Here is a 21,919-nt window from a genome sequence, read left to right on the forward strand (position 1 = left end):
CTTCTTCCGCGGTCGGAGCACGCATTCAGTCGGACACGCCGTCGCGACCGGCAATGGTCATGCAGGTCGCCGTCATCATCGCGCAGAGCCTGGCCGCGCCGTCCTTCAGCGCGAAGACTTCGGCGGTCGCGAGCGTCAGGGTGCGGCCGGCCTTGACCACCCTGCCCTTCGCCACCAGCCGTTCGCCGGCAGCAGGCGCAAGAAGATTGATCTTGAACTCGGCAGTGAGGATGCCGGTGCCCGGCGGCATCATCGTCAGCGCCGCATAGCCTGCGGCGGAATCGGCGATGGTGGCGACCGCTCCGGCATGGACGAAGCCGTGCTGCTGGGTGAGATGGGCCGAGACCGGCAGCTCGATCTCGACCTCGCCAGGAGCGACACGAGCAAGCCGGGCGCCGAGCGTCGTCATGAAGGCCTGTTTGCCGAAACTCGCCTCGATGCGCCTGACCACGTCCGCATCTGGAAGCGACTGGTCGGGCACGGTCATGGCAGACTCCTATGCAGCGGCGGCCGCCTCTTCGTAGCGCGAGACATGGGCGACAGCCGCACGCAAATCCGCCAGCCCCGCTTCGCTTCCGACGCAATGCTCGGCGAGATGGCGGCGGAACTGGCGCGCCCCCCGGCGGCCCGGGAACAGCCCGACGAGATGACGGGTGAAGGCATGCAGCCGGCCACCCTTCTCGAGATGCGTCGCGATATGCGGTTCGAGCGCCTCCAGCATGGCGAAGGCATCGTCGACCGGAGCCGCCTCGCCAAAGAGCAGCGGGTCGACCTGCAGCAGCACCTCGGGATTTTGATAGGCCTCGCGGCCGATCATCACGCCGTCGAGATGCGCCAAGTGAGCCGGCCATTCCGTGGGAGCGCGGATGCCGCCATTGATCGCCACGATCAGGTCCGGATTTGCCGCCTTCAGACGATAGGCGCGCTCATAGTCGAGCGGCGGGATCTCGCGGTTTTCTTTCGGCGACAATCCCTGCAGCCAGGCCTTTCGGGCATGCACGATAAGGGCATCGACGCCGGAGGCGCGCACGCTGGCGGTCAGGGCATCGAGCGCTGCTTCCGGATCCTGATCATCGACGCCGATGCGGCATTTGACGGTGACGGCGACGGAGACCGCCGCCTTCATCGCCGCGACGCAGTCACCGACCAGCGCGGGCTCCCGCATCAGGCAGGCGCCAAAGGCCCCGCCCTGCACGCGGTCGGAGGGACAGCCGCAGTTCAGATTGATCTCGTCATAGCCGAAATCGGCGCCGATCTTCGCGGCCTCGGCCAGCAGGGCCGGATCATTGCCGCCGAGTTGCAAGGCAACGGGCTGCTCCATCGCGTCGAAGCCGATCAGGCGCTGCCGGTCGCCGCGGATCACCGCCTGCGCCGTCACCATCTCCGTATAGAGCCGCGCCCGGCGCGACATCAGGCGATGGATGACGCGGCAATGCCGGTCCGTCCAATCCATCATCGGTGCGACGGAGAATCGATATGACTGATAGTGCTGCATTTTATCCGGACATGGGCGGCGCGTGTTGAGCTTCACGCGCCCTTATACGCGAAACCAGGCAATTTTCGACCGGTTTTGCGCATGGGATTCAGCCCGGCGATCTGCCGCGCTCAAAACTGGAAGCGGAGCAGCCGGCCCATGCGCCCGAGAGGCGGAAAGGCGGAGAGGAAGAGGACCGTCAGACGGGCGGGCCAGGACATTCTGGCAATCTGGGCAGAGTCATAACCGCGCGGATCATAGGCGGTCAGGTCATTCCTGAGCTTCAGCCCGGGAATGCGGTCTTCAAGCTCGCGCGGCTCGTCGATGCTCCATAACAGCGTGGCGCCGGTCGCCCGCACCGCGCGGTGATGGCTGACAAGCCATAATCCGAACGGGCTGAAGGCATCGAAGGCCAGTTCGCCATGCCCGAAATGCGCAACCAGCCGTTTGATCAGCCGTGGCACGGCATCCGGTCGGAGATACATCAGCAGCCCCTCCGCAATGATCATTGTCGGCCGGCCCGAAGGCACGTCATCGAGCCAACCCGACTCCGTCACCGGGGAACCGATCAGGGTGTAACCCTGTCTTTCCGGATAGAGACGCCGGCGGAGCGCGACGACGTCGGGATAGTCCAGATCGAACCAGCGTACGCTCGGGGGCGGATCGATCCGGAAGACCCGGCTGTCGAGGCCGCAGCCGAGATGCAGCACCGTCGCATCGGGATGCCGCATGATGAAATCACTGGTCCAGCCATCGAAAATATGCGCCCGCATCGCCAGCGCGATCATGTCATCCCGGCTGACGCCCAGTTTCCGGAAGTCATAGTCGATCCGGCGGACCGCGCTCGCGGCGAAGCGATCATGCAGCAGGGAATCCCGCAGGCGGCTTTCCTCGCCCTTGGCGTAGAGGGTGATGAGGAGCGTTTCCCGCTCCCTGGTCAGGGTCACTTTCTCGGACAGCAATGACTCGGGATCAGTCTGCACTGGCCGCGCCATGTTTCGGGTGGTCTGGCTGCGCACCATTGGGCGATCCCGGATCACGTTGCTGGATCGATCGGCACGGGTCTCGGACGCTCCCTGAGCCCCTGGGCCCGCCGATCAGGGCCTGTGCAGCACCTGCGTATGTGCCGGCATGACTTCGTCCTCGAACAGCTCGGGATAGTTCTGCGCAATCCGGGGCAAGGCGTTGAGGATCTCGCGCAAATGCCTGCGCATCTCGCATTCGGCTCCATCGGCGTCTCCGGCCTCGATGGCATCGAGGATCGCAGCGTGTTGCGCAACGAGCAGCGGAACCGGCGAGGCACCGGGCAGCGACAGATAGCGGACGCGGTCAGTCTGGGCGCGAGCACCTTCGACGATGCGGGCGGCGTAGTCGCAATCGACGATCTCGGCCAGGGTCTGGTGGAAATTCTCGTCGAGCACGGCAAAGGCAGCGCGATCGGCGAGGGCAGACACCTCGCGCTGACGCTCGATCAGCCAGCGCAGCCGCATCACGTCGTCCTTGGTGATCAATGCGCTGGCCGCGCGCGCAATGGCACATTCCACCGCCTCGCGCACGAAGCGGGCATTGGCGATCGCCCGCATCGAAACCTTCATCACATAGGTGCCGCGGCTCGGCAGGACCTGCACGAGACCGGCTTCGGAGAGTTTGATGAAGGCCTCACGGACCGGCTGACGGCTGACGCCGAAGCGGCCGGCGATATCTTTTTCGGAGAGCGCCTCGCCGGGCCTGAGCTGCGTGGCAATAATCGCCTGCCGCAAGGACGAAACCAGTTGCGGAGCGATCGGATCCTTAAGGCGGAGGCTGGGTTCCATCGTCATGGGCAGAGCGTCCCGCTCATCCCCCATCCGTTGGTCTATCTAGCATACCGGTATGGTGGATGTCGCCATGCCCATACGTCGCAGGGGCCCGGCCGCCCAAAGGCGGCCGGGATCACTTCGGCATTCTATTTCTTGGCGCGGGCGACAATCTGCGTCGGGTTAACGAAGCGCAGCGCGATCACCAGCCAGATCAGCGTCGTGATCATGTAGATCACCGCCATGGCATCGATCGACTGCACGGCGCGGACGCCCGCAGCGAAGACCGCATAATAGAGGGCGACGACGAGTGTCTGGCTGGTCGGGCCTGCGGTCAGGAAGGTCAGCTCGAACATCGCGATCGTCCTGACCAGAACCAGCAGCAATGCAGCCAGAATGCCCGGCATCAGCAGGGGCAGCAGGACGTGAATGAAGAGCTTGAAGGTGTTCGCCCCGAAGACGCGGGCGGCCGCCTCGATCTTGGTGTCGATCTGCTCGATGAACGGGATCATCACCAGGATGACGAAGGGAACCGTCGGCACCAGATTGGCGAGCACGACACCCGACATGCCGCCGGCAAGACCGAGCTTGTAAAGCACCGTCGCGAGCGGGATGCCGAAGGTGATCGGGGGCACCAGCAACGGCAGCAGGAACAGCAGCATGACGAGCTTCTTGCCCGGGAAGTCCCGCCGCGCCAGCGCATAGGCGGCTGGAACGCCGAGCAGGCCCGAGAGGAACACGACCAGGAAGACGATCTGGAAGGTCACGCTCAGCACGTCGGAGAGCTGGAACTCGCTCCAGGCGGCCGAATACCAGCGCGTGGTCCAGCCGGCCGGCAGCCATGTGCCAAGCCAGCGGGTCGCGAAGGAACTGGTCACCACCGTCGCGATCATCGCGCCGAGATTGAGGATGAAGAAGCCGATGAGCGTCCAGTTGGCGGCAGCCCAGAGCTTGCTGGAGAGGCGGGTATCCTTGACCATGATCTCAGCCCTTCCCGCCACCGGCGGGGCCACGGTAGAGCATGCCGCGCGCGGCCAGCACGACGACGACAATGCTGAGCTGCACCACGCCCATGATCATCGCGACGGCAGACGCCATCGAATAATCATACTCCTCGAAGGCAGCCTGATAGGCCGCGATCGAGATGACGCGCGTCGGCCCGGCCGGCGCCCCCAGCAAGACCGCCGAGGGAAAGACCGAAAAGGCCTGCACGAAGCTGAGGCAGAAGGTGATCGCCAGACCCGGCAGCAGGAGCGGCAGCAGGATGTGCTTGAACCGTTCCCAGGGCCCGGCGCCCAGCGTCGCACCCGCCTGCTCGAGCGCCGGATCGACACCGGAGAGGTAGGACAGGGTCAGCAGGAAGGTGAAGGGGAAGCCGGTGATGACGAGTGAAATGCAGACGCCCCAGTAATTGTGCAGGAGCTTCACCGGCGTCGAGATCAGCCCGAGCGTCAGCAGGGTACGGTTAAACCAGCCCTGGGGGCCAAGATAATTCAACAGGCCCTGCGCGACGAGAACCGTGCCGAGCGTGATCGGGATCACGAGGATCGTGGTCAGCAGGCGCTGATGCTTCATCATCCGCACGCGGAAGGCGATCGGGATCGCCAGCAGAAGCGTCACGATCGTGACCGGCAGTGCCAGCCAGAGCGTCGTCGCGATCGTCCCGTACAGGAAGGAATCCGAGAAGAAGCGCGTGTAGTTCGCCAGCATCGGCCCGGTCTTGGGCGTGAAGGAGAGCACGAGCCCATAGAGGAACGGGTAGATGAACAGCGCCAAGAGGAAGAACACCGCTGGCAGAACCAGCAATGTCAGAGAATCGATGCCGCGTGCGGCGAGCCTCTGGCTGAGGGGGATGGATGTCGTCGCGCTCACGCCGCCCCCCCGAAAACCAGGACGCGATCGGGATCTGCCGCCAGAGTGACCTCGCCGCCCGGCGCGATGCGGTCATGCGCCAGGAAGGAGAGATCGGTTCCATCCGCCATGCGGGAGAAGCCGACGAATTCGCGACCGCGGAACTCGGTCGAGACGACGGACGCCTTGAGCCCGGCGCCCCCGGCAGTTGCGGGGTGAAGATCCTCCGGCCGGATCGCGAGCCAGGCCTGAGCACCGGGCGCCACCGCGCCACGCACCCGCCCGACGATCTTGGCGTCACCGACGGTGACGGTCGCACGCTCGCCCTCGACAGAGGCGACGCGACCGGCGACCTTGTTGCGGAAGCCCATGAACTCGGCGACATCGAGATGGTCGGGGCGGGAGAACAGGTCTTCCGGCCCACCGACCTGACGGACCTCGCCGTCACGCATCACGACGATGCGGTCGGCCAGCGACAACGCTTCTTCCTGGTCATGCGTGACGTAGATCGTGGTTGCGCCGAGCGTATTGTGGATGCGGCGGATCTCGGCGCGCATCTCGAGACGCAGCTTGGCATCGAGGTTGGAGAGCGGCTCGTCCATCAGCACGAGCGGCGGCTCGACGACGATGGCCCGGGCGATGGCGACACGCTGCTGCTGTCCGCCGGAGAGCTGGCCGGGCAGTTTTTCGGTCTGGCCCTGCAACCGGACCAGGGCTGCGGCTTCGCCGACACGCCGCTCGATCTCGGATTTCTGGACGCCGCGCATCTTCAGACCGAAGCCGATATTCCGCTTCACGCTCATATGCGGGAAGAGGGCGTAATTCTGGAACACCATGCCGAAGCCGCGCTCCTCGGGCCGCAGCGGGTCGATGCGCCGATCATCGAGCCAGATGCCGCCCCCCGTCGCCGGCAGAAGGCCCGCGATCAGGTTCAGCGTCGTCGACTTGCCGCAGCCCGACGGACCGAGAAGCGCGATGAACTCGCCCTTCTTGATCGTCAGCGACACGTCCTTGACGGCGTTGTGAGTGCCGAAGTCGCGGCTCAGATTGTCGAGCCGCAGCTCGCGGAAGTTCGCAGCGTGAATCGTCATTTAGGTCACGTCTTTGGAAAGCGGCTGATGGGTTCAGTCAGGAAATGTGACGGCGAAGCGAGCCGGCCGGAACCGGCTCGCTGTCGTTAGCGGGTTTCGTTCACTTGCGCTTGGCGCCGCCGACTTCCTCGTCCCAGCGGCGGAAGGCGAGCACCATCTGGTCGGGGTCGAGCGGCGTCTCGAGCGGAGCCTCGGCGATGAGCTTCTCGTATTCGGGGCGGCCGTATTCCTTGATCGCCGCCTGGCTATCGGCGGGCGCCATGTCGAGCGTCACGCCCTTCACCGCCGGACCCGGATAGAAATAGCCCTCGTCATAGGTGTAGGCCTGCTGCTCCTTGGTGAGCAGGAAGTTCATCAGGTCGAGCAGAACCGCGAGCTTCTCGTCAGAGACGCCCTTCGGGATGCACATGTAGTGCGCGTCGGTGACCCAATGGAATCCCTTGAGCGCGCCGACCTTGGCTTCCTTGGGCACGACGCCGAGCACGCGCGGGTTGATGTCCCAGCCCGTGGTCGTGACGGTCATGTCGCGGGAGCCTTCGCCGAGCTCCTTCATCACCGCACCCGTGCCGGCCGGGTAGTACTCGACGTTCTCGCCCAGCGCCTTGAGATAGGCCCAGGTCTTGTCCCAGCCCTTGACCGGGTCCTTCGGGTTCGAATCCCCGAGGATATAGGGCAGGCCCATGATCCAGGTCCGGCCGGGGCCCGAATTGGCGGGGCGCGCATAGAAGAAGCGGTTCTTGTTCTCGCGGGTATAGGCGAGCAGCTCCTCCGCCGTCGTCGGCACCTTCTTGACCTTGTCAGGCATGTACTCGAGCAGCGGCCCGGACGGATAATAGGTCACCACGACGCCCTGCCCGCTCGCGAGGCCCTGCATCTTGGCGGCACCTTCGAGATAGATCTCGTCGAGCTTCGGCAGCGAGCCTGCAAGCTGCGGCAACAGCGGCGTCCAAAGCTTCTGGTCGACACCGGCGGAAAGCGCATCGGTCCCGGTCAGCACCATGTCGATATCGACGCGGTTCGCTTCCTGCTGTGCCTTCAGCTTGCCGGGAAGCTCCGGCGCGGGCGCCTTGGTGAAGGTGATGCGCGAGACCAGGTTCGGCTTGGCCTTGCGGTAATTCTCAATGGCCTTCTGCGTCAGCGCCAGATTGCCGGCGACATCGACGACGGAAAGCGCGACCGGCGAGGTCGGCAGCTTGAGCTGCTGCGCGAAGGCGCCCGGCGCATAGGCCGCGGCACCGGCGAGACCTGCGACGCCGCCGAGAAATGTGCGCCGATTGATGCTGTCCTGGACCATGACTTCTCCCTTCGGTACGGATTTACCGCTTTTGGATTCTTAGACACCTTTCGGCATCAGCCTCGGCGAAGTTCACGTTGACGCCGCCTCGGATTGCCCGGTATCCTAGTATACTAGTGGACCAGAGCTTGGCAATGGGCAGCGCAGCGGCACGACAAAGCACAGACCAGATTCACCGCGCCTTGCGGGACGACGTCCTCAACGCGGTGCTCCTGCCGGGCGAGGCGATGTCGGAAGCGCGGATGGCCGTCCAGTTCGGGGTCAGCCGCACGCCCGTGCGCGAGGCCTTCAAGCGACTGGTCGACGAAGGTTTCCTGGTGGTCGTGCCGCAGGTCGGCACCTTCGTCGCGCCGATCGATCTGGCGGCAGTCTATGACAGCCAGTTCGTGCGCGAAACCTTGGAATGCCGCACTGTCACGCTGGCCGCGCAGCGGATCGACGATGCCGGGCGCGCCGCGCTGGAACGGCTGATCACCCAGCAGGAACAGGCGCTCGCAGTGGGCGATCGCGTCAATTTCTTCCGTGCTGACGAGGCCTTCCATGCCGAGCTCTCGCGGCTATCGGGCCACCCCTCGGTCTGGGGCCTGATCGAAGGCGTCAAGGCGCAGCTTGACCGCGTGCGCTGCCTGTCGCTCGAGGCCGCGTCCTGGCCCGGCATGATCATGGACCAGCATCGCGAGATCGCCGCGAAGGTCAGCGCCGGCGACGTGCTCGGCGCCGAGACGGCAATGCGGGCGCATCTGCGCACGGTGTTCGACGCCATCGAGGCGATCGCGCGCAATCATGTTGACGCCTTCGTCGCCAACACCCCGATCCGCAAGGCCTGAGCCGGCCGCATTCTCTGCATCACGACAAGAAACGACAAGGAAGGAACGCGACGATGGAACAAACTTGGCGCTGGTTCGGGCCGGACGATGTGGTGACGCTCGCCCAGGCACGGCAGGCGGGCGCGCAAGGCATCGTCAACGCGCTGCATCAGATTCCCTATGGCGTCGTCTGGAGCGTCGAGGAGATCGAGGCGCGCAAGGCGATCATCGAAAAGGACAAGAGCCTCGGCCTGCGCTGGTCCGTGGTCGAGAGCCTGCCGATCCATGAAAGCGTCAAGATCGGCGAAGGCGATCTCGAGCCGATCTTCGTCAACTACCGCCAGTCGCTGCGCAATCTCGCCGCCTGCGGCATCGAGGTGGTCTGCTACAACTTCATGCCGGTTCTCGACTGGACCCGGACCGAACTCGCCTGCCCCCTGCCCGGCGGCGGCACGGCGCTGCGCTTCAACCTGCATGAATATGTCGCCTTCGACCATTTCATGCTGGAGCGACCTGGCGCCGCCGACGGCCACTCTGCCGAGGTGATGGACCGGGCCAAGGCCTGGTTCGAGCGCTCGACCGAGGCCGATCGCGCCCGTCTGCTCGCCAATATCATGGCCGGGCTGCCCGGCGCCTATGATCGCTATGACGTGCCCGGCCTGAAGCGCATGCTCGCGCGCTATCATGAGATGAGCCATGACGGGTTGCGCGCCAATCTGAAGCGGTTCCTCGAGGCGGTGATCCCGACTGCGGAAGAGGTCGGGATTCGCATGTGCATTCACCCCGACGATCCGCCGCGCCCACTCTTCGGCCTGCCGCGCATCTGCTCGGACGAGAGCGACATCGCCTTCATACTCAGTGCGGTCGATACCCCGTCCAATGGCCTGACGCTGTGCTCGGGCTCGCTGGGGGCCAACCCAGGGAACGACGTGCCCGGAATCGCCCGGCGCTTCGCCGACCGGATCTGGTTCGCGCATCTGCGCAATGTCGCCAAGGATCCGGACGGCTCCTTCATGGAGGCAGAGCATCTCGGCGGCGACACCGACATGGTGGCGCTGGTCGATGTGCTGATGGTCGAGGAGCAGCGCCGCAAGGCCGCCGGCTGGCGCCATTGGCGCATCCCGATGCGGCCCGATCACGGCCATGAACTGCTCGACGATATCGGCAAGGGCAGCTTCCCGGGCTATCCGGCCGTCGGCCGCCTGCGCGGCCTCGCGGAGCTGCGCGGCGTGATGGCCACCCTGACCAGCCTGCGCGGCTACGACGCCTGATCAGGCCAGGGACGCTACTTAGGCCAGAAGACGCTGATCGGCGAGCTGCACCAGCTTGCCGCCAGCAATCGTCGCAACGACGCGCGGCTGCGGCGCATCCTCGACGATGATCAGATCCGCCCGCCTGCCCGGCGCAATGACGCCGCGATCGGCCAGGCCAAGGGCTTCCGCCGGGGCCTCGGAAACCAGCCTCCAGGCCTCGGGAAAGCTCGCCGTGCCGTTGCGCGCCAGCATGAAGGGCGCCAGCAGCAGCGCCGGATAATAGTAATCCGACGCCAGAATGGTGCAGAGCCGCTTGCCGACCATATCCTCGGCGGCCGGGCAGCCGGTATGCGAACCGCCGCGTACGACATTGGGCGCGCCGAACACCGTCGCCTCGTCATGCGCGACCGCCTCGCGCGCCGTCGCCTCATCCATCGGGAACTCCGCCACGGTCACGCCGAGCGAGCGATACCAACGCCGCATGTCCGGGCTCATGTCGTCATGCGAGAGCGTCGGAATGCCGGCGGCCAGCGAGGCCTTCGCCAGCCGCGCGACCGATTCCGGCACGTCGTCGCCGCGGTCATGGGCGTTCTGCGCCAGGGCCATGAAGTCGGCATGTGAGAGGCCGGTGCGCTCGACCATCTTGGCGACCTTGTCCGGCCGGGTCGTCTCCTTGAGGATCCCGCCGGTATGGTCGTTGAAGGCCAGCACTCCGACGCGCCCCGCCTGCAGCCACTCGATAATCTCGGCCTCGGCATCGAGGTTGAAGGTCTCGTGGCGCAAATGAAATCGGGTATCGGCCCCAAGTTCCGGCCCGAGCCGTGCAATCGCCTCGACCAGGCGCCGCGCATTACCGGCTCCGCGCAGGCCGGGTTCCCAGGACCAGGTGACGCCGTGGAAGGCCGTGGTGATACCGCAGCTCAGCATGGCGCGATCGGCATCGCGCAGAGCGAGATCGATATCGAACGACACGCGCGGTCGCGGCATGATGTGCCGCTCGAAGGCATCACCATGACAATCGACCATGCCCGGCAGGACGAGCAGGCCGGTGGCGTCCAGGCGCAAGGCGCCGGCAGGAGGAGACGCATCGAGCGCAGCGATGGACGATCCATCGGTGACGAGATCGGCACGGGTGAGCGCGGCGGTCAGAACTGTTCCGCCCGTGATATGAAGTGACACGCCCGCCTCCGCCGCAGCCCCTGGGAGGGCGCGCTTGACGGGTCAGCATGACGGCAGAATGACAAGCGGGCCGGTCAGGATGGCGTCCGGCCTTGTTCAACGCACCGAGACCGGCGACAACGTCATCGACCGGGCGGCCTTCCGCAAAGCCGGCATCGTCCACTGCGATCAGCAAGCGGCGGCATCGGCGAGGCGCAGGACGGTGACGCTCCGGCCCAGGATCATTTCAAGACCTCGGTCGCGGTGATGATGGAACGGGCGATGTCGACCAGCTTGCGCTTCTCGTTCATCGCGGTGCGGCGCATCAGGGCATAGGCCTCCGCTTCGGGGAGCCCCTTGAGGCGCATGACGATCCCCTTGGCATGATCGATCAGCGCGCGGTCGTCGCGCTGCGACCGCACCTCGTCCAGCCCCTCGCGCAGCTTCGAGGCAGCGTCGAAGCGACTGATGCAGGCCTGGAGGATCGGCTTGAGCGCCGCCCGGTTCAGCCCGTCGACGGCATAGACCGCGACCCCTGCCTCGACGGCCGCCTCGATCAAGGCCGGATCCGGCGGCTCGACGAACAGGGTGACCGGCCGCTTCGGGCGCTGGCTGACCAAAAATGCCTCAGCCAGCGCATGATGGTCGGGGCTCGCGAGATCGATCACGACTACATCGGGGTCATGTGACTCAACGCTAGTGACTTGCCCGTTTGTCGCACCGATTTGGACGAGATCGGTAAAGCCCGCCTCGCGCAAGCCCTCGTCGAGAATGGCAGCCCGGACCGGGTTGGCGTCGACGATCAGAATTTTCAACGCAGGTGTCATGAGCCACGACGCCTAACGCAGTGAGGATAAGGCCCGTCCTCAGCCCGACAGGATTGCGACACCTGCCAGAATGAAACCACCACCGGCGATGCGGGCAAGCTGCGGCATCCGCACCGCAAGCTGGCCCGCAAGAAGCAAGCCTACTCCATGCAGGGCAGATGTCGCGATCACAAAGCCGATCGCATAGCTCACACCGCTGGCATCCTCCGGCATCTCGGCGCCATGGGCAAAGCCGTGGAAGATCGCGAAGATCCCGCAGGCAAGGGCGCCGGCAGCGAGCGGCGGCGCGAGATTGAGTGCGATGGCAAGCCCGAGGATGACGATGGAAAAGGCGATACCGACCTCCGCGCCTGGAAGCGGTCCGCCGGACATCGCCCAGAGCCCGGCCAGCGCCATGGCCGAAACGAAGGTGACGGGGTAGGCGATGCGCGCCCTGCCACCGACGAGCCCGGCCCAGAGGCCGACCGCGATCATCGCCAGCGCATGATCCAACCCGGTGAGCGGATGCTGCAGCCCGTGAACGAGACCATCTACGGAGCCCACTCCGGTATGGGCAAGGGCGGGTGCCGCCATCATCGTCACGAGCGACGCCAGGGCGCCCGTCAACCGCGTCAGCATGTTCGCCTCCTCTATCCCGGGGCGATCGCCTTCAGGCCGCCCACGGTCTCGATGAAATCCACCACCGCATCGACGCCCTCGCCCTCCCGCGTATTGGTGAAGACGAAGGGTCGCTTGCCCCGCATGGTTCTTGAGTCCCGGTCCATCACAGCAAGATCCGCGCCAACATGCGGAGCGAGATCGGTCTTGTTGATGACGAGCAGGTCCGAGCGGGTGATGCCCGGGCCGCCCTTGCGCGGGATCTTCTCGCCGGCTGCGACATCGATCACGTAGATCGTCAGATCGGCGAGTTCGGGCGAGAAGGTCGCCGCCAGATTATCTCCGCCGGACTCGATCAGGATCAGGTCGAGCGCGGGAAATTTGCCGCGCATTTCGTCGACCGCGGCGAGGTTGATCGAACAATCCTCGCGGATCGCGGTATGCGGGCAGCCGCCGGTCTCGACGCCCATGATGCGCTCCTCGGGCAGAGCCCCTGCGACGGTCAGGAGACGCGCATCCTCCTTGGTGTAGATGTCATTGGTGATGGCGCAGAGATCGTAACGATCGCGCATGCGCTTGCAGAGCACCTCCATCAGGGCGGTCTTGCCGGAACCGACCGGGCCGCCGATGCCGACGCGCAAGGGGCCGTGGGGAGAGCGGGTCATGAGCGGAACAGCCTCGAATACTGGGTTTCGTGGCGCAGGGACGCAAGGTCCGAGCGCAGCGCGCAGCCGCCGAGATCAGCGAGCGTCGCGGTTTCCGCGCGCGTGGCAGCCGCATGCAAGGACGGCACCAGCCCAGCCGTAATCCTCTGCCCGTCGGTCTGTCCGATGACGCCGAGCCTGACCGAGGCCGAAACCAGATTGGCGACGAAGGCGAGGCTGTAAGCTTCCAGGGCCGGGCGCAGCGGCACGTCATGGCCGCTGGCGGCGGACGCGACCGCAATGGGATAGGCGACGTCGCCCTCCCAGGCAGCGCGGAGCCGATCAAATGCCGCGCAGGGCCAGGCGGCGCGAACGGCCGCGACGAACGCATTGCCCTGCGTCACCGTTTCCAGCCGCCGCTCCGCGGAGTTCGCCAGCGCCAGGGCCAGCTCCGCCACCTCGCTCAGCGCCGCGCCGTCCTCAGCCCCGAGGGCGTTGTAGGCGCACGTGAACAGGACGAGGTCGTTATGGAGGGAGCCGTGGCCGACGAGCGCCTCGAGCCAATCGCGAAGCGTGTCGGCATTGGTGAGGTCGCCGGCCTCGAAGGCCCATTCCAGCCCATGCGAATAGGCAAAAGCGCCGACCGGGAAGGACGGCGAAAGCCAGACCATCAACCGCAGATGGACGTGCGACATCAGCCCTCAATGGTCGTGCTTGTGACCCTTGTGCGCGTGTTCGGCGCCATGATGGTGGCCGTCGTCATGCTTGTGATCATGATCGCCATGGCCGTGGTCGTGGCCACAGCCGCAATCCGCACCGTGGGCATGCGCATGGGCGTGGGCATGGTTCGCGTGATCATCACGCTTGTTCTCGTGGTGGTCGTGGCCATGGTGATCGTGAGCATGATCATGGCCGGCGTGAGCGTGCCCCTTCTCGTGATGACCGTGGCCGTGATCGTGCCCGCAGCCGCAGGATGCGTCATGCGCGTGATCGTGATCATGACCGCGTTCATGGTCGTGGGCGTGACCGTGATCATAGGCGCCGCGCTCAGGCTGGAACGGACGTTCGACCACGCTCATGGCGCAGCCCTGGCCACGGACCATCTCGGCGAGGACGTGGTCGTTCTCGATATAGATGGCGTCCGCCGTGATCTCCGCGGGCGTGTGCCGGTTGCCGATATGCCAGGCGACGCGCATCAGCCGCAGCGGGTTCTCGGCCCGCACTTCGAGCAGGCTCTGCGCAGCGGCCCTGACCAGGACCAGGCCGCCGTCTTCGAGTTTCACGGCATCGCCATCGTTCAGAACCGTCGGTTTGTCGAGATCGAGCAGGATCTCGCGCCCGCCATCGCCTTTCAGCGCGATGCGGCGGCGATTGCGGTCCTCGTGGTCGAGCGTCAGGGTCTCGACGACCTTGTCCTGCTTGACCGCGGCCTTGCGGACGACGGAGGTGGCGCGCAGCATGATGGTACCCGTGACAACGAAATGGATCAGAGGCGATCGACCGATCGCGGCTCGACCACTTCGATCACCGGAGGCGTCGTGACGCAAGCCCCCGCGATCTCGAGGAACGCCTGAAGATGCGGCTGCTGCAGGTGGCGGTCGATATGCTCGCGCTGCTCCCAGCTCTCCACCGACACGAAATACCCGGGCTCCGTAATGCTCTCATGCATGTCATAGGCGAGACAGCCATGTTCGCGACGTGTCGCGGCGATACAGTCTTGCGCCGCAGCGACAAAGGCTGCGCGGGTTTCCGGGCGGATGCGCGCCCGCGCAATGACGATAACCGGATCCGACATACCGCGTTCTCCTCTCGTGCCTGAGGGCGCTTCACCCGCCCAGAGAGAATACGCACGTTTCGGCGGGCTGGATGCAGCCGCCGCGCCCTCTGCAGCAGAATGGCGCAGAGGGTCCGGATGCGTGGGATGCGCTTGCGAAGGCGAGGAGCCGGATTTCGCCGCCCTTACCGTGGCCGCGCCTTCACCTCGGTGTCGAACTTCTTCAACAGGCGCGAGCGTTCGGCCGGACTGCCCCAGCGCGGTGTATCGTAGTCGATCAGCTTGATCTCCGAGAACTTTGGCGCGTCGGGAGAGAGTTCGGCGTTCCTGTTCGACGGGATCGAGTTGATCTTGAGCTTGGCGTTGATGTTCTGCGCCTCGGGCGAGAGCGTGAAATCGATGAAACGGCGCGCCGCCTCGGCATTCCTGCCGCCCTTGATGATCGAAACCGAGCCGGTCTCGTAGCCCGTGCCTTCGCAGGGCGCGACGGTCTGGATCGGCGCCCCCTGCAGCTTCTGCGTCAGCATGTCGTGGATGAAGGCGATGCCGATCGCCGTCTCGCCCAGCGCCGTCGCCTTGACCGGTGCAATGCCGGACTTGGTGTACTGATTGATGTTCTTGTGCAGGGCCTTGAGATAGTCGAAGCCCTTCTCCTCGCCGAGGCGCTGCACGGTGGTCGCGAGGAAGACGTAAGCCGTGCCGGACGAGCTCGGGTCGGCAATCTGGACCTCGTCGCGATAGGCCGGGTCGAGCAGGTCTGCCCAGCATTTCGGCTCGGGCAGGCCCTTCTTCTTCAGCATCTCGGTGTTGTAGCCGACGCCAAGCGCGCCGAGATAAATGCCGGAGGTGCGGAATTTCGACTGCTCGGCATGGCGCTGTGCCCAATCATGCAGCTCGGCGAGCTTGGGCGAACGATACTCGTCGAGCAGCCCCTCCTCCGCCGCCTGCAGATGCGGCTCACCGGGGCCGCCCCACCAGACATCGCCACGCGGATTGGAGGCTTCCGCCTTGACCTGCGCATAGACCTCGCCCGTGCTCTTGCGCACCATCGAGACCTTGATGCCGGTGGCGCGCTCGAACATCGTCGCGCCCTCACGACACTGTTCTTCGAGAATCGAGCAATAGACTGTGACCTGCCCCTGCGCCGCAGCGGGCTGATAGGAGGCCAGAAGCGCAGCGCTGGCGAGCCAGAACGACGCCTGGCGAGCGAAACGGAAACCGGACACGAGCTCTCTCCCTGGCAAACTTGTCTGCCTGACAAATTCATTTGCCGACGAAGAAAGGATGCGCGAGCGGGCTAGTCAATACGGAAGCGGCGCGCGCCCATGCGGTCCACAGCCCCGGGCGCCACTCAATCGCTCAGAACAGGAAATAGCGCTGCGCCAGCGGCAGCTCGCTGGCAGGTTCGCAAACCAGCAACTCGCCATCCGCCACCACCGCATAGGTTTCCGGATCAATCCGGATGTCGGGCGTCGCGTCGTTGTGGATCATGCTCTTCTTGGAGATGCCGCCACGCGTGTTCTCGACCGCGACCATCTCCTTGTCCGTACCGAGGCGGGACTTGAGGCCACTCGCCAGCGCGGCCTGCGAGACGAAGACCAGCGATGTCGTGGTCACGGCCTTGCCGAAGGCGCCGAACATCGGGCGGTAATGCACCGGCTGCGGCGTCGGAATCGATGCGTTGGGATCGCCCATGGGCGCAGCCGCGATCATGCCACCCTTGAGGACGAGATCGGGCTTGGCGCCGAAGAAGGCCGGCGACCAGAGCACGAGATCGGCTAGCTTGCCGATCTCGATCGAGCCGATATGGCGCGAGATGCCATGCGCGATCGCCGGATTGATCGTGTATTTCGCGACATAGCGCTTGGCGCGGAAATTATCGGCGCCGGTGCCGGCGTCCTGTGGCAGCGGACCGCGCTGCACCTTCATCTTGTGCGCGGTCTGCCAGGTCCGGGTCACGACCTCGCCGATGCGCCCCATGGCCTGGCTATCCGAGGACATCATCGAGAGCGCGCCGAGATCGTGCAGGATGTCCTCGGCCGCGATCGTCTCCTTGCGGATGCGGCTTTCGGCGAAGGCGAGATCCTCGGGGATAGAGGGCGAGAGGTGATGGCAGACCATGAGCATGTCGAGATGCTCGTCGAGCGTGTTGACCGTGAAGGGCCGCGTCGGATTGGTCGACGACGGCAGCACATTGGGCAGGCCCGCCACCTTCATGATGTCGGGCGCATGGCCGCCGCCGGCCCCCTCGGTGTGGAAGGCGTGGATGGTGCGGCCCTTGAAGGCCGCGATCGTGTCCTCGACGAAACCGCTCTCGTTCAGCGTGTCGGTGTGGATCATCACCTGGATGTCGTAGTCGTCGGCGACGGAGAGGCAGTTGTCGATCGCGGCCGGTGTCGTACCCCAGTCTTCATGCAGCTTCAGCGCGCAGGCGCCGGCCTCGATCATCTCCGTCAACGCGCCCGGCAGCGCGGCATTGCCCTTGCCGGCAAAGGCGAGGTTCATCGGGAAGGCGTCGGCCGCCCTGATCATCTGGCCGAGATGCCAGGGGCCGGGCGTGCAGGTCGTCGCGAGCGTGCCATGGGCCGGGCCGGTGCCGCCGCCCAGCATCGTGGTGAGGCCGCTCATCAGCGCGTCCTCGATCTGCTGCGGACAGATATAGTGGATATGGCTGTCGAAGCCGCCGGCGGTGATGATCTTGCCTTCGCCGGCAATGACCTCGGTTCCGGGGCCGACAATAATGGTCTCGGACGGATTGAAGTTTCCGAACCCGTTCTGGATATCTGGATTGCCGGCCTTGCCGATGGCGCAGATGCGCCCGGCCCGGATACCGATATCGGCCTTGACGATGCCCCAATGGTCGAGGATCAGCGCGTTGGTGACGACGGTATCGACCGCACCAGCGGCATTGCTGACCTGGCTCTGGCCCATGCCGTCGCGGATGACCTTACCGCCGCCGAACTTCACCTCCTCGCCATAGGTGGTGAAATCCTTCTCGACCTTGATGACGAGTTCGGTATCGCCGAGGCGCACCGTATCGCCGGTCGTCGGGCCGAACATGGCGGCATAGGCATTGCGCGGAAAGGGAAAGGGCATCTCGAAGTCCCTGGTCGGTTCTTGCGACGTGTTAGCAATTCTCAGGCCGATGCATCCGGCTCCGATTTGGGCTGCCGGTCCTCAGCGCGCCGCTTCGTCTTGGCCTTCGCACCCGCGGGCTTGCGGCGGCGGGTAGCGCGCAGGCTCTCCTCCTGCAGCATCTCGAGCTGGACCTGCTGGATCTCGGCCAGGCGCTGCCATTGCCGGGTGATCAGATGGTCGATCTTCTCGTGCAGATGGCGGATCTCGAGTTCGGCCTTGAGGTTGACCTGATAGTCGTTGAACGAGCGCAGACGGTCCTTCTGCTCCTGCCGCTTCTGGCTCATCATGATGATCGGAGCCTGGATCGCCGCGATGCAGGAGAGGACGAGGTTCAGCAGGATGAAGGGATAGGGGTCGAAGGCATTGTCCATCCCTTCCACGACATTGATCATCATCCAGATCGCCAGCACGACGCCAAAGCTGATCAGGAAGGCCCAGGAGCCGCCGAAGCCGGCGAGACCGTCGGAGAGGCGCTGCCCTACCGTGCGATGCTCCTCGAAATCGTCCTCGACATTCGCCGCGATGGTGTCCTGCTTGGCGATGCTTTCGACGACTTCACGGTCGAGCTCCGTGTACTCGCCATGCTCCTCACGCAGGATTTCCTCGACATAGCGCGTGCGGTAGCGCGCGAGCTCCGCCTTGCTGATCAGGCTCTGCTCGGTAAGCTGCGGGAAGTCGGACTGGATGCGCTCGGCCAGGGAAGGACGCAGCGTGGCAAGCGGGACAAGGTTCTTGCGGCTGGTCTCGACACCCGAAATGGCGCAGGTCCCGCGCTTCTTTCCGTTCGCGGCCAGTTGTTGTGACGATTTCTCTGCGATCGCGGTCATCGGCACTCTCACCCCGCACCGGCATCGGTCTCGCTAGAGCTTACCCATGATCTCCTGCCGGAAGCCATAGACCTCGCGCTTGCCGCCGAGCGCCACGAGCCTGACCTCGCGGGTCTGGCCGGGCTCGAAGCGCACAGCCGTTCCCGCCGGAATATCGAGCCGAAAGCCCCTCGCCTTCTCGCGTTCGAAGGAGAGCGCGGGATTCGCCTCGAAGAAATGATAGTGGGAGCCGATCTGGATCGGCCGGTCACCGGTATTGGCAACCGCGAGCATCAGGCTCTCGCGACCTTCATTGAGAATGAGGTCGCCGGGTAGCGTCGTCACTTCGCCGGGCTTCAGGCGCCCGGCCGAGCCGCGGATCGGCTCATGCACGGTGACGAGCTTGGTCCCGTCTGGAAAGGTCGCCTCGACCTGCACGTCATGGATCAGCTCGGCGATGCCGTCCATGACCTGGTCGGCCGAGATCACATGCGCGCCTGCCTCCATCAGCTCGGCGACAGAACGACCGTCGCGCGCACCCTCGACCACGAAATCGGTGATGAGCGCAACGGCCTCCGGATAGTTGAGCTTGACGCCGCGCTCCAGCCTTCGCCGCGCCACCATGGCAGCCATGGCGACGAGCAGCTTGTCCTTTTCGCGCGGCGTCAGGTTCATGCCTTTTCCTTCTCGTCTTCCTCGTCCTCTTCGGACTCGTCTTCCGAGGTCTCGACCTCTTCGTCGTCCTCGTCTTCCGCCTCGTCCTCATCGAGGTCGAGATCGGCGTATTCATAGGCGAAGACGATCTCGCTGGTGGCGGGATCGAAGCTGCTCGTGGTGGATTCCTCGAAGGCCTCGATCAGCATCTCGGCATCATCAGGCCCGTCGACGTCGAAGCGACGCGTGACGGTTTCCCCCTCGTCGGCGAGGGCGAGCTCGACCGCCCAGCCCCGCGAGCCGGTGTCATAAATGCATTTCAGGCCTTGGATCGCCAGCATGGTGCTCTCCTCACGTGGACCATGTGCGCGGCAGCGCACGCCCCGTGACATGCCGAAGCAGCATGACGAGGGCGCGACGGAGCGCCTGGGCATCGCGGGAGAGAAGGCGAATGACGAGAAGGCCGGAGACGAGCCCGGCCCCGGCCTCGACGCTGACACAGGCGGGATCCTCGGCAAGCAGCGCACGAAGCTCATCGAGCCTGGCAGGATGCTCCGGGCCGGCGGCGATCACGGTTGCGACGGCCCGCGCCCCGGCGGCAATGGCAGGCCGCTCCAGCGTGGCGGCGACCGCGCCGTCAAGGCGAAGCTCGTCGGCGAAAATCAGGCGGCCGTCGCGGCGGATGCGCCAGCGATCGTGAATGGCACCGCGCTGCATCGTCTCGCCCATGGCGATGCGGCCGAAGACGATCGATTCACAGGCGACGAGGCGGGCGTCGGTGGCGAGGTCAATCGTCAGATTCCGGGCGAGGCGAGCGCCCGAAAACAGGATGCTCTCCTGCGGCAGCCAGGCGAGGCTCGCCCCGGCAGCAACCGAGAGATGGGTCTCGACCCGCGTGTCAGCGCCCTGGCTGCGATAAATCTTCTCGGCCGCCTGCGTGGTGATGACCGCCTCGGCCTGCGCCTCGATGACGGCATCGACCCGCATCGCGTCGCCACCGGCCATGCCGCCGCCGGTGTTGATCAGCACGGCCTCGCAGGTTGAGGCGAAGGTGTCGGGGAAGCGGGCGCGGTAGCCGCCGGACTCGGCGAGCTCGAGCCGGCGCGTCACTTCGCCGACCCTGGCGAAACGCAGGCGCACGCCGCCATTGGCCCGAACATAGGCCGGCAACAGCGGATCGGCAGAGGCCGGAAGCGGCGGCGCGAACATCGAAGGCCCTGGCGCGAATGAACCTTCAGCCATTCTCCGCCTGCGGCCTCGCCGGGCAAGAGGTGGCGCCGTCAGCGCCGCCCAAATTTCAGGCAGGCGCTGCCCGTTCCACGGGCGCCGCTTCAGCCGGGGCCGGTCTCGATCAGGAAGCGCATCACCTCGCCGCGCGTCGGCGCGCCGGCGCGACCGCCAAAGCGCGTGCATTTGATCGCAGCGGCCGCCGAGGCGAAGCGGATGGCGCTGCGCTCGTCCTGTTCCTCGGCCAGCGCCAGCGCAAAAGCCCCATGCCAGACATCCCCTGCGCCAAGCGTGTCGACGGTCTCGACCGCGAAGGCCGGCAGATGCGCGACTTCGCCATTTTCGATGAAGAGCACCCCTTCCTTGCCGAGCGTGACGGCAAGCCAGGTCGCTGCACCCTGCCCGACCCGGGCGAGGCCAAGGCGCGGATCCTCCTCCCCCGAAACCTCACGCAAGGCCTGGGCGCTGAAGGCGACATGGCTTGCGGTCGCCACGAGATCGGGATGAGGCGGCCTACGGTCGCCATCGAGCAGGCCCGGAATACCGGCCTGGCGCGCAAGCCTCAGCGCCGCGAGCGCTCCTTCGCCCCAGCGCGTATCGGCGAGCACCGCCTTCGCCCCATCCGGCAGGGTTTTCGGGAGCCACTCGGCGCTCTCCGGCATCGCCGGATCGGAATAGGAGACGACCATGCGTTCGCCAGCGGCATCGACAAGAATGGCTGAAACCGGTGAGCGCAACCCCACGGCGCGCAAGGCAAAGCGGGTATTGACGCCCTCGTCTGCGAGCTCAGCCACGATCTCGTCGCCGACACGATCGTCCGCGAGCCGGGTCGCCAGCCAGGATTGACCGCCAAGCCGCGCGATGGCGACCGCGGCATTGCCGGCGCAGCCGCCACCGACCACCGCCAGATCGCGTGAGCGATATTTCTCGCCACGCGTCGGCATGGTCTCGACGCTGTAGACATAGTCGAGGGTTGCGATGCCGAGACTGAAGACGCCGGCCATGGATTTCAACCGCTGAAGCGATATTCGCTGACCTGCCGGTAGACCTCGCCGGGGCGCAGCACGGTCGTGGGAAAATGCGGCAGATTGGGTGAGTCCGGCACGTGCTGGGGTTCCAGCGCGATGCCGGCATTCGGACCATAGGGCTGGCCATCGAGCCCCGCCACGGCAGTGTTGAGCTTGAAGCCGTCATAGACCTGGAGCGCCGGCTCCGTCGTCCAGAGTTGCATCGCGAGCCCACTGCGCAACGAGCGCAAGATCGCGGCATGGGCGAGCGTCAGCCCGGCGAGCGCGCTCGGCTCACACTGGTCGCGGAGGAGGACATAGTCGTGATCGAACCAGAAGCGCGTGCCGTCGGGGTTTGCGAAGCGGACCGCGCGCGGCTTGCGAAAATCGAAGGGCGTGCCGGCAACCGGAACGAGCGATCCGTCCGGGATCAGGTCGGCATCGACCGGCGTCATCAGATTGGCGCGGACCTCGAGCTCGTGGTCGAGAATGTCGGGACCATCATCGAGCTTGAAATAGGAG

General features: G+C 65.6%; 25 protein-coding genes. 2 read left to right on the forward strand and 23 right to left on the reverse strand.

What is annotated here, in order from left to right; all coding sequences use genetic code 11:
* Window positions 1-25: 25 nt before the first annotated feature.
* The 8 genes from AC1DW9_RS21860 to AC1DW9_RS21895 all read right to left on the reverse strand — a co-directional run bounded on the left by AC1DW9_RS21860 (window position 26) and on the right by AC1DW9_RS21895 (window position 7,506).
* On the reverse strand, window positions 26-487 hold the full coding sequence (locus tag AC1DW9_RS21860; RefSeq protein ID WP_441506589.1) for a PaaI family thioesterase: 462 nt from the start codon (window positions 485-487) through the stop codon (window positions 26-28).
* A gap of 9 nt (window positions 488-496) precedes the next feature.
* Window positions 497-1,495, reverse strand: coding sequence for a tRNA dihydrouridine(20/20a) synthase DusA (gene dusA / locus AC1DW9_RS21865; RefSeq protein WP_441506590.1), 999 nt, complete (start codon window positions 1,493-1,495; stop codon window positions 497-499).
* A 110-nt stretch (window positions 1,496-1,605) separates the two neighbouring features.
* Window positions 1,606-2,496: a class I SAM-dependent methyltransferase gene (locus AC1DW9_RS21870; protein ID WP_441506591.1), complete on the reverse strand. Its 891-nt coding sequence runs from the start codon at window positions 2,494-2,496 to the stop codon at window positions 1,606-1,608.
* 75 nt (window positions 2,497-2,571) lie between these two features.
* Window positions 2,572-3,294: a GntR family transcriptional regulator gene (locus AC1DW9_RS21875; protein WP_441489178.1), complete on the reverse strand. Its 723-nt coding sequence runs from the start codon at window positions 3,292-3,294 to the stop codon at window positions 2,572-2,574.
* Between the two features lie 125 nt (window positions 3,295-3,419).
* Window positions 3,420-4,250, reverse strand: coding sequence for an ABC transporter permease (locus tag AC1DW9_RS21880; protein ID WP_069882107.1), 831 nt, complete (start codon window positions 4,248-4,250; stop codon window positions 3,420-3,422).
* A 4-nt stretch (window positions 4,251-4,254) separates the two neighbouring features.
* On the reverse strand, window positions 4,255-5,142 hold the full coding sequence (locus AC1DW9_RS21885; RefSeq protein WP_441478761.1) for an ABC transporter permease: 888 nt from the start codon (window positions 5,140-5,142) through the stop codon (window positions 4,255-4,257).
* On the reverse strand, window positions 5,139-6,212 hold the full coding sequence (locus AC1DW9_RS21890) for an ABC transporter ATP-binding protein (RefSeq protein WP_441489177.1): 1,074 nt from the start codon (window positions 6,210-6,212) through the stop codon (window positions 5,139-5,141). The genes AC1DW9_RS21885 and AC1DW9_RS21890 overlap by 4 nt, the downstream gene beginning before the upstream one ends.
* Window positions 6,213-6,312: 100 nt before the next feature.
* Window positions 6,313-7,506 carry an ABC transporter substrate-binding protein gene (locus tag AC1DW9_RS21895; protein ID WP_441489176.1) on the reverse strand — a complete coding sequence of 398 codons (1,194 nt, stop codon included), beginning with the start codon at window positions 7,504-7,506 and terminating at the stop codon, window positions 6,313-6,315.
* A 77-nt stretch (window positions 7,507-7,583) separates the two neighbouring features.
* Here AC1DW9_RS21895 and AC1DW9_RS21900 point away from each other — a divergent pair, with 77 nt between their 5' ends.
* Together AC1DW9_RS21900 and uxuA are read left to right on the forward strand one after the other, a co-directional pair.
* A complete protein-coding gene (locus tag AC1DW9_RS21900) occupies window positions 7,584-8,333 on the forward strand; it encodes a GntR family transcriptional regulator (protein WP_441489175.1) in 750 nt (249 codons plus the stop codon).
* A 53-nt stretch (window positions 8,334-8,386) separates the two neighbouring features.
* Window positions 8,387-9,583, forward strand: a complete 1,197-nt coding sequence (gene uxuA, locus AC1DW9_RS21905; protein ID WP_441506593.1) for a mannonate dehydratase — start codon at window positions 8,387-8,389, stop codon at window positions 9,581-9,583.
* An 18-nt stretch (window positions 9,584-9,601) separates the two neighbouring features.
* Here the strand turns inward: uxuA and AC1DW9_RS21910 are convergent, their stop codons facing one another.
* The 15 genes from AC1DW9_RS21910 to AC1DW9_RS21980 all read right to left on the reverse strand — a co-directional run.
* Window positions 9,602-10,744 (reverse strand): alpha-D-ribose 1-methylphosphonate 5-triphosphate diphosphatase, encoded by a 1,143-nt coding sequence (locus tag AC1DW9_RS21910; protein WP_441506594.1) that lies wholly within the window; start codon window positions 10,742-10,744, stop codon window positions 9,602-9,604.
* Between the two features lie 221 nt (window positions 10,745-10,965).
* Window positions 10,966-11,550 carry an ANTAR domain-containing response regulator gene (locus tag AC1DW9_RS21915; RefSeq protein ID WP_441506595.1) on the reverse strand — a complete coding sequence of 195 codons (585 nt, stop codon included), beginning with the start codon at window positions 11,548-11,550 and terminating at the stop codon, window positions 10,966-10,968.
* Between the two features lie 39 nt (window positions 11,551-11,589).
* Window positions 11,590-12,168: a HupE/UreJ family protein gene (locus AC1DW9_RS21920; RefSeq protein ID WP_441506596.1), complete on the reverse strand. Its 579-nt coding sequence runs from the start codon at window positions 12,166-12,168 to the stop codon at window positions 11,590-11,592.
* 11 nt (window positions 12,169-12,179) lie between these two features.
* Window positions 12,180-12,812, reverse strand: coding sequence for an urease accessory protein UreG (gene ureG / locus AC1DW9_RS21925; RefSeq protein WP_441506597.1), 633 nt, complete (start codon window positions 12,810-12,812; stop codon window positions 12,180-12,182).
* On the reverse strand, window positions 12,809-13,486 hold the full coding sequence (locus AC1DW9_RS21930; protein ID WP_441506598.1) for an urease accessory protein UreF: 678 nt from the start codon (window positions 13,484-13,486) through the stop codon (window positions 12,809-12,811). The genes ureG and AC1DW9_RS21930 overlap by 4 nt, the downstream gene beginning before the upstream one ends.
* 6 nt (window positions 13,487-13,492) lie before the next feature.
* Complete coding sequence (ureE, locus tag AC1DW9_RS21935; RefSeq protein WP_441506599.1) at window positions 13,493-14,251, reverse strand: urease accessory protein UreE; 759 nt, start codon at window positions 14,249-14,251, stop codon at window positions 13,493-13,495.
* A gap of 26 nt (window positions 14,252-14,277) precedes the next feature.
* The gene (locus AC1DW9_RS21940; RefSeq protein ID WP_113514657.1) at window positions 14,278-14,586 is read right to left on the reverse strand and encodes a putative quinol monooxygenase; all 309 of its coding nucleotides are present in this window, start codon (window positions 14,584-14,586) and stop codon (window positions 14,278-14,280) included.
* Between the two features lie 164 nt (window positions 14,587-14,750).
* Entirely contained in the window at window positions 14,751-15,791 is a 1,041-nt protein-coding gene (locus AC1DW9_RS21945) for an ABC transporter substrate-binding protein (RefSeq protein ID WP_441506600.1), read from the reverse strand.
* Between the two features lie 133 nt (window positions 15,792-15,924).
* Complete coding sequence (ureC, locus tag AC1DW9_RS21950) at window positions 15,925-17,661, reverse strand: urease subunit alpha (protein ID WP_441506601.1); 1,737 nt, start codon at window positions 17,659-17,661, stop codon at window positions 15,925-15,927.
* Window positions 17,662-17,702: 41 nt separating this feature from the next.
* Window positions 17,703-18,530, reverse strand: coding sequence for a DUF1003 domain-containing protein (locus AC1DW9_RS21955; RefSeq protein ID WP_441506602.1), 828 nt, complete (start codon window positions 18,528-18,530; stop codon window positions 17,703-17,705).
* 33 nt (window positions 18,531-18,563) lie between these two features.
* Entirely contained in the window at window positions 18,564-19,184 is a 621-nt protein-coding gene (locus AC1DW9_RS21960; RefSeq protein ID WP_113514651.1) for an urease subunit gamma, read from the reverse strand.
* On the reverse strand, window positions 19,181-19,504 hold the full coding sequence (locus AC1DW9_RS21965) for a hypothetical protein (RefSeq protein ID WP_441506603.1): 324 nt from the start codon (window positions 19,502-19,504) through the stop codon (window positions 19,181-19,183). Before AC1DW9_RS21965 ends, AC1DW9_RS21960 begins: the two co-directional genes overlap by 4 nt.
* A 10-nt stretch (window positions 19,505-19,514) precedes the next feature.
* Window positions 19,515-20,405, reverse strand: a complete 891-nt coding sequence (locus AC1DW9_RS21970) for an urease accessory protein UreD (RefSeq protein ID WP_441506604.1) — start codon at window positions 20,403-20,405, stop codon at window positions 19,515-19,517.
* Between the two features lie 89 nt (window positions 20,406-20,494).
* The gene (locus tag AC1DW9_RS21975; RefSeq protein ID WP_476770115.1) at window positions 20,495-21,394 is read right to left on the reverse strand and encodes a PfkB family carbohydrate kinase; all 900 of its coding nucleotides are present in this window, start codon (window positions 21,392-21,394) and stop codon (window positions 20,495-20,497) included.
* A gap of 5 nt (window positions 21,395-21,399) precedes the next feature.
* On the reverse strand, window positions 21,400-21,919 hold a 520-nt coding region (locus AC1DW9_RS21980; RefSeq protein WP_476855179.1), incomplete at its 5' end, for an aldose epimerase family protein.

This window comes from Allobosea sp. P4_E12, assembly GCF_056401655.1.